A 7,883-nucleotide genomic window follows, 5' to 3' on the forward strand; every position below is an offset into this window, starting at 1 on the left:
CAAGGCAACGGAAATAGGAAAAAGTCTCGAAACTGAGTCTTACAGAATAGGGAGCTTTAATGGAATAAGAAAAAAACCGCTAAGCCTTACCAACTAGGCTTAGCGGTTTTAAATTGCTTGATGACCGCTTGTGCTGTACTTAAACTGGACTGAGGATTCTGACCAGTAACGAAATTTCGGTCGACAATGACATGATCTTTGAAGGTTTCTCCTGTCTCAAAAACAGCTCCCTCTTCGCGAAGACGATCTTCTAAGGAAAACGGTACGACTTTCTCAAGCCCCGTTTGTTTTTCTTCTTCATTTGTAAAGCCAGTCATTTTTCTCCCTTTCACAAATGGTTGATCATTATGATCCTTCACTCCTACAAAACCGGAAGGCCCATGACAGACTGAACTGATCAATTTGTCTTCCGAAATGAAGTGCTTTAAAATCTCCTCTAAGGTGTCATTTTCAGGAAAGTCCACCATCGTGCCGTGTCCTCCACACAAAAATATCCCATCAAAGTCTGCCGGATTGATCTCTGACAATCGCGGCGTATCATGTATGGGTTCCATGACACCATCCCATACTCTTGGCAATTCATTACTATAGCTGTTTGGATCAATAGGAATTCGGCCGCCATTCATGCTTGCAGCCACAACTTCAAATCCAGCTTCCTTGAATTCTGTTGCCGGCTCCACAAATTCTGAGAGCCATAAACCTGTATCGTGATCTTCCAGTTTCTCAGTATTTGTGACAACCATAAGTATTTTTTTGGTCATACCCAATCACACTCCTATCCTATCTCCCTCCTATTATTAGCTATGACCTTTTATTTTATCAGGATCTTTCCATCCATACTTGTTCAATCAGTTTTTGAGAAGCATGCTTATGAAAAACTTCGTTTACTTCATAAGACTGTGGGGTGTTAAAAGCTACTACCTTGCATTGTTTGAAGTGTTGGTTTAAAGCTCTTAACATCCGTTCATATATTCCTTTTTCCTCAGCCCTTGCCTGTAAGTGAAACAGGGTCAACTGATTCTTACTTTGGGATAATAGTGCATAGCCTACTGATTGCCTCCCAAGATAAAATTGATAGATCTCCCTGTGATCAATTAATGAAATCCTGTTCTGCCACGGCATAAGATTAGAGGGAAAGGACATTTTTTCCCATTCCTTCAAGGTGATGAGTTTCATTGAAATGTCATGCTCCTGCTTGAAAGAATCTCTATTCAACTCAATCGTATCCAGATGGTCCTGAATTATGTACCCATTCCTTTCATATAGCTTTATGGCGGCCTCGTTCGTTGAAATTGCTTCTAGTGTAGCTGATTGCACCCCTTCTTGTTCATATTTCTCCAGAGAAGCTTCGACTAACTTTTGACCTGTACCAACCCTCCTGTAATCAGGGTGGACGGCAGTTCCCCCATTGTAAGCGGTCTTCAATTTATTATCAGATTGGATACTATTAAGGATAATTCCAACGGGGTCTTCGCCATCAAAAGCTAAAAATGAATATTCTGGGGACAAGTGTTTCGTGCTCATCATTCTTACCAACGCTTCAATATTCATAGTGAGGTGAACGGTGTAATCCTGAAAGCCTTCGTTCCAAGCTGTCATTGCTTCTTGAAAAGTGCACTCCATCATAGACTTCACATTCATCTAATCTCCCCCTTTAAAAATAAGTATTTCTTTCTATCAAGGTTAGAACCCTTCCTAATAAAAGTCTCTGTCAACTTTTTACTGAGGGTTTTTCCTTTGTAATGTTCGAAAGCCCCTTCGCATATCACCTCGCCAGGCCTTTTACAAATCAAGAAAATTAGAGTAAAAAAATAAAAGCGTGAACCAGAATGGTTCACGCTTTTTTTAAGACTGTAAGGTAGAGTTTTTCCCTGTTAGTCGATGCCACCACTTCTTCATTAATTGAGCCCGGCCTTCTATGACGGGTTGAGTCAATGTTTGGATCGCGCTACTGGACAACAAGTACACAATCGCAGCCGCTACGATAGCTAACCCGACAACATCTAATATTGTGTCGACCTTAAACCAGCCGGCCTGACGGAAAAATTGGATGAAAAATCCGTGCAGGAGATAGACATATAAGGTTCTGCCTCCTAGATAAGTAAGCTTAAACTCTTTGCTCGGTACCCAGGACAGAACACTTACGGTCATGACTGCCGCAAGGACATAAACACCCAGGCGGAACAGTCCTCCCATTTCAGGACTTCCCAACACTTCATATGATTTAGAGCCTAACAACCAGCCGGAGCTGAATTCAGGGAAAGCAGCAATTAAACCTGCGATTATCCCCATAAATACCAGGCTGACTTCTTTGACGCGTCGTGTTCTCCACTTTTGAACCTGTTCTTTTGTTAACCAATATCCTGCTAAAAAGAACGGAAAGAACACAAATGTCCGCGATAGACTGAAACTATGGCCAATATCACTCACATAACCAACGACGATTCCGACTTCAATCGCAATCGCAAGACCAATAATCGGAGGAATCTTTTTGAACCAATACAACAATATATGCCAGCAGAACAAGCTGAATAAAAACCATAGGGACCAGTGAGGATAAAACGGTCCGCTCAACCAACCATCTTTTCCAATAAAGAAAAAGTAGCCGGTATAAACGAGTTGAAAGATCAAGTAAGGCAGAATCAATTTTTTAGCTAAGTTTAGAATATAATCTTTGTGGCCTGACCCTTTCGCAAAAAAGCCCGCCAGAAAAATAAATGCAGGCATATGAAAAGTATAAATCCATGTATAGAGGGTGTACATCGGTCTCGAACCGTCCGTAAACGGTTGAATCAAATGGCCGAAAACCACTAGGAAGATCAGCATCAGTTTGGCGTTATCAAAGAAAGCATCACGCTTCATTTCTTTTCACCCTTTATCTTTATTCAATCAATGACTACATACGTCATGCACATTTACTTCTTACTTCTTATTTAACACAAATATACACTCTTTATACCTGTTTTATCGCTTCTTAAACAAACTGTAACGAATTTGTCACCCAGTGTTTTTGTTTTGTAATTGGTTAAGTAAAGAAGCAAGCCATTTAAAGACAACAAAAATACTGACAGACTTAGTTACATCTATGTACTATCATCAAAAAACTCTTTTATGCTGAGCATAAAAGAGTTTTGATCAAGACTTATTCAAATTCGATCGCCCAAGAGCCTTTGCGGAAAATCGGTTCAAATTGACCGTCTTTTGTTTCGCCATCAATATCTAACTGATCAGATCCCATCATGAAATCTTCATGGACAAGACTATCGTTCACACCATGCTCATCCATTTGTACTTTACTGAAGGAAGAGCCATCTTTGATATTCGTTGGATACGCTTTGCCAAGCGCTAAATGGCAGGAAGCATTTTCGTCATATAGTGTATTGAAGAAGATATGTCCTGACTGCGAGATAGGAGATTCATTCGGAACTAGCGCTACTTCTCCTAATCGCTTTGCCCCATCGTCCGTCTCGAGCAAGTGTTTCAGCGTATCTTCACCAGACTCAGCTGAATAGTCGACGACTTTTCCATCTTCAAATGTCAACGTGAAGTTTTCAATCAAATTTCCGCCATAGTTCAGAGGCTTGGTACTCGTAACTTTTCCTTGGATACCATATTTATGCGGCATTGTGAACACTTCTTCTGTTGGCATATTCGGGTTGAACTCTACATCATCAACTGATTTTGTAGAACCGCCATGCCAGATGTGGTCCTCTACTAACTCAATCGACAGCTCTGTCCCCGGTGCTTTGTAGTGAAGTTTCTTATACTGTTTCTGATTTAAGTACTCCCGTGCCTGCCGAAGCTTTTCATTGTGCTCTTCCCACGCCTTAAGCGGATCTTCTTGATCAATTCGGGTGATGTAGAAGATTTGCTCCCATAACTGGTTCTGAGCCTGTTCTGATGATAATTCTGGAAATACTTTTTCTGCCCAGGCCTTTTGAGGATAAGCGATGATACTCCACGTGGTTTTATCGTTCATGATGTAATCACGATAGCTTGTTAATGCTTCAGCACTTGCTTTATTTGCTTTCGCTACACGTTGGGAGTCTACATCCTTTAGTAAATCAGGGTTCGGTCCGTAAACGGAAAGAAGGCCGTAGCCATCAGCTACCATTTCTTCAAGACCCTCCGCCTTCCATTTTGGAAAGCTTTCAAGAACTTCCATAGGGGCATTTTTCATTTTCAAGTAGCTGAGCACCTCGTCTCCCCACTCTACATGAACATTTTTCGCGCCCTTCCCGTAAGCTTTCGCAGAAATGATTCGAACAAGGTCCGCCGCTTCGATTGGGGCATTAATGATTAACCCCTGACCTCTTTGTAAATTTACGCCTTTTTGAAGTGCTAAATCTGCATACTTTTCTAATTGTTTTTGATGCGTAGTCAAATCGCAACCCTCCAAAACTATTTAGTCCAACATTATTATTTCACAATTTTCACAGCATTCCCAGCTATAAGCAAATCACGACCTTCGATGCGTAATAATGTTCTTTCTCCTGGATATTATTAATCATTTTTTCAGTCTTCCATTCATTTCAAGGTTACAGATGGAAGTGATCGGGGAAGTAAAGAAGAAGAATTTTACATGAAAGCCTGGTGACACTGATGAGTATTCTCTATTACTTGAAAAAATATATGAAAATGTCCAGAAGACAACGCAAAAATGAATTGAAGTCAACCCTATGGTTTATGCCCTTCTGGTATATCGTAGGCTCCATTTGCCTCTCGTTTTTCACCTATTATTTAGATTACGTAATTGATATAAGTCTTTACTTGCCAGTTGGTTTCGGCTTCAGCGGTACGACGCTGCAAGTATTACTGAGCGCCCTTGTTGGTGGTGTCCTGACACTAAGTGCTTTTACAATCAACTCCCTGTTAGTAGCCTTAACGACGTTCAGCGGACAGTTCTCTTCCAAAATGCTCGTCAATTTTGTCAGTGACCGAGCAACCCAGCATGTAGTTGGGATATTCAATGGTTGTTTTATTTATGTACTACTGAACTTCTTATATGTCACCCACGGAGAAGAAGAGTACATTGTGGCAACACCCATCCTTTCTATTTTGACAGCAATTCTTGCAGCAATAACATTCATTTATTTCATTAACCATACTACGACGTGGATGCAGGTTCATAACATCAGTTATAACTTGAATATAAAATCAAAATCGATCCACTCATCTTTAGAAAAGGAATTACAGCCTTTTCACAGTCAAGCACAGGTAGATGACCAGAAGCTTCCTAACAAGCCAGGTAAGACCATATATGCAAAGCAGTCCGGCTATTTGCAAGTCGCTGACTTTGCTAAACTAATCAAAAAAGCCCAGGAGGACCATTTACTCTTGCAGTTTGAAGTTCGTATTGGGGAATTCGTGCTGGATGGATCTCCCATCTTTTCCTACTGGAGCAGTCAAGAGTCTGTGAATCCTGATCGTTACTTGAAATCATTGGAGATTGGTTTAAAGCAAACAGAAATCCAGGATTTGGAATACGGATTGAGCAAGTTATCAGAGGTAGCTATCAAAGCTTTAGGCCATAATGACCCCTTGACTGTCACCAATACGCTTCACCAAATTACAGATTTAATCAAAAACATTGTCACGAAATCGGATTTCTCTCCTTACTTGTTCGATCAAGAAGGTGAGTTGCGGTTGATCCTTATGCAAAAAGACTTCCGGTACTATTTGCATAAAGGATTTGCTTATATTCGGGAATTCTCTAATCAGAATTCCGCTATTATTACAGAGATTCTGAGCATGGTCCATTTATTAAGCAAAACAATCGACGAACGTTATCACGAAGAGTTATGGGAGTTTTCCAACCAGACTATTTTAGGATTCAAAAATTGCCAGCTTTATGAAAATGATTGCTATTACATGCTGGAGCAGCTCTATAAAATTGCGCTTGAAACTAATCGTAATAAAGAGTACAGCTCCCTCCAAAGTTATTTACAGGATAGGATTTGTGCTGACATGCCTGTTCCTAATCCTTCCTAGTCGAGTAGGAGGAGGTGACTAACCTCCGTCCTCTCACACCACCGTACGTACGGGTCCGTATACGGCGGTTTCTCTAAGATTGACATAAGAATTTATATCTCGTGAAGAGATCACGCAGCCCTAAACGACTCCAAAAGGAGTTGTTTAGGGTTCTTTGTAGTATTGGACTACCTGAAATTCTCCAGTATGCTTTCCGCGAGTTCGCCCATTCATGGGCTTTCCACTTGTCTGCACCTAGCCGAATCAGTTTTCTTTTACGTGTTTTGGGCTGTTTCCATTCTTTCCATAAACACATCCTAAGTCGTCTCCGCACCCATTCATCAAGGTGTTTGAACGTGGATGGAGTATCAGCTAAAGCGAAATAGCCACACCATCCCACCAAGAATTGATTTAACTTATAAAGGCGGAACTCCATACTCCAAGCTTTCTTCCTGGAAGTTAAGGAGCGTACCTTATCTTTCATGCGTTGGATGCTTTTCTGATGGATACGCACTTTAGGCGCCCGATTCGAAGTGAAGCTGAATCCTAAGAACTTTCTGCGCCAGGGACGGTCCACGGCTGATTTCTTCCGATTAACTTTAAGGTGTAATTTCCTTTCCACCCATTCCGTAATGGAATCCATCACTCTGGAACCAGCTTTCTTCGATGATACATAAATGTGAAAATCATCTGCGTATCGAACGGAGGATTGTCCCCTTCTTTCTAGCTCCTGATCCAGTTCATTCAAGATGATATTGACGAGTAAAGGACTTAAGGGACCTCCTCGTGGAGTCCCTTGGGTAGAAGATACACAAACCCCTTCCACCATAATGCCTGATTTCAAGAATCGTTTGATGATACGGAGGAGAGCTTGGTCCTGTATCCTTTTCGCCAGAAGGCCCATCAATTTATCATGATTAACCTTATCGAAGAATTTCTCCAAGTCCATGTCTACCACCCATCGTTTCCCCTCTTGAATATACGCCTTCGCTTGGCGTACTGCTTGATGTCCGTTCCGTTCAGGACGGAAACCGTAGCTGTATTCGGAAAAGATAGGGTCGTAAACTTGTGATAATACTTGCGCAATCGCCTGTTGAATGAATCGGTCCACCACGGTAGGGATACCGAGGAGCCATACTCCTCCATCGGGTTTCGGGATTTCGACACGACGTACCGGAGACGGCTCGTAGGTCCCCGCCTCAAGTTGGGCGCGCAAGGATTCCCAGTGTTCGGACACATGGCTTCGTAGGGATTTTACGGTCATGCCATCCACACCGTGACTTCCTTTATTGCGTTCCACACGCTTAAGCGCCAATATAAGGTTTTCCCGTGATAGAATATGATTCATCAAGATATTTCTCTCCTTACGCGAGCGATGAGCTTCGTTCTCTTCCTCTCCTGTTCCACCCTCTCAAAGTCCCCCGTGGACTTCACCACTTCCTCCTTTGAGTAGGCTCCCTTTGGGAGTTGTCTGTGTCTTCACTGGAGTAGGCTCCCCGAAGGGTCTCGCTCTGTCTTAAAGATTCGGTCCTTCCTGTCTTCCCTAGAGTAGAAGAAGTACTATGACCTCGGCTGACTTCTGCCGGTTCAGCTCCCCATCGCTGGGAAGGTTACGAAGAGTACTTCGCTTATCCGGCAGACCTCCCCGGGTAAGGACATAAACTTCCCTTCCATCCCCGCCTCATTTACTGCCTATCTCTTTGGTCGTCGGGACTTCACCTTGTTAGGCAGGCTCATCCCAGATAAACAGCCTTCTATGAGATTCGTGTTCCTCGGGGCGGAAGTTTGCCTCCGGCTTCCTTCAGATTCCAGGTCGCCCTGGACACCCTTGCCTTTGGCTAACGGCTACAACGACCTTCGCCGTTCAGGACTTGAACCCTAAAGTCTATACCCATGCCGAGCACACCCTAAAA

Annotated in this window: 6 protein-coding genes; 1 reads left to right on the plus strand and 5 read right to left on the minus strand. The window is 42.5% G+C overall.

The window, feature by feature from the left end:
* Positions 1 to 86: 86 nt before the first annotated feature.
* From LD39_RS15445 to LD39_RS15460, 4 genes are all read right to left on the minus strand, one after another.
* Positions 87 to 761, minus strand: coding sequence for a type 1 glutamine amidotransferase domain-containing protein (locus tag LD39_RS15445; RefSeq protein ID WP_035549224.1), 675 nt, complete (start codon positions 759 to 761; stop codon positions 87 to 89).
* 58 nt (positions 762 to 819) lie between these two features.
* Positions 820 to 1,641, minus strand: a complete 822-nt coding sequence (locus LD39_RS21840) for a GNAT family N-acetyltransferase (protein WP_052158901.1) — start codon at positions 1,639 to 1,641, stop codon at positions 820 to 822.
* A gap of 204 nt (positions 1,642 to 1,845) precedes the next feature.
* On the minus strand, positions 1,846 to 2,862 hold the full coding sequence (locus tag LD39_RS15455; RefSeq protein ID WP_035549227.1) for an acyltransferase family protein: 1,017 nt from the start codon (positions 2,860 to 2,862) through the stop codon (positions 1,846 to 1,848).
* A gap of 280 nt (positions 2,863 to 3,142) precedes the next feature.
* Positions 3,143 to 4,384: an aminopeptidase gene (locus LD39_RS15460; RefSeq protein WP_035549230.1), complete on the minus strand. Its 1,242-nt coding sequence runs from the start codon at positions 4,382 to 4,384 to the stop codon at positions 3,143 to 3,145.
* A gap of 218 nt (positions 4,385 to 4,602) precedes the next feature.
* On the opposite strand from LD39_RS15460, the gene LD39_RS15465 reads away from it, so the two are divergent.
* Entirely contained in the window at positions 4,603 to 5,991 is a 1,389-nt protein-coding gene (locus LD39_RS15465) for a DUF2254 domain-containing protein (protein WP_052158902.1), read from the plus strand.
* A 73-nt stretch (positions 5,992 to 6,064) separates the two neighbouring features.
* On the opposite strand, the gene ltrA is transcribed toward LD39_RS15465, so the two are convergent.
* Positions 6,065 to 7,324, minus strand: coding sequence for a group II intron reverse transcriptase/maturase (ltrA, locus tag LD39_RS15470; RefSeq protein WP_035549233.1), 1,260 nt, complete (start codon positions 7,322 to 7,324; stop codon positions 6,065 to 6,067).
* Between the last annotated feature and the right edge of the window lie 559 nt (positions 7,325 to 7,883).

It is taken from the genome of Halobacillus sp. BBL2006 (assembly GCF_000786645.1).
Classification (GTDB): Bacteria; Bacillota; Bacilli; order Bacillales; family Halobacillaceae; genus Halobacillus.

Bases quoted from the DNA above. Each gene is read 5' to 3' on its own strand.
- LD39_RS15445 (WP_035549224.1), bottom strand. From the start codon at position 761: ATGACCAAAAAAATACTTATGGTTGTCACAAATACTGAGAAACTGGAA.
- LD39_RS21840 (WP_052158901.1), bottom strand. From the start codon at position 1,641: ATGAATGTGAAGTCTATGATGGAGTGCACTTTTCAAGAAGCAATGACA.
- LD39_RS15455 (WP_035549227.1), bottom strand. From the start codon at position 2,862: ATGAAGCGTGATGCTTTCTTTGATAACGCCAAACTGATGCTGATCTTC.
- LD39_RS15465 (WP_052158902.1), top strand. From the start codon at position 4,603: ATGAGTATTCTCTATTACTTGAAAAAATATATGAAAATGTCCAGAAGA.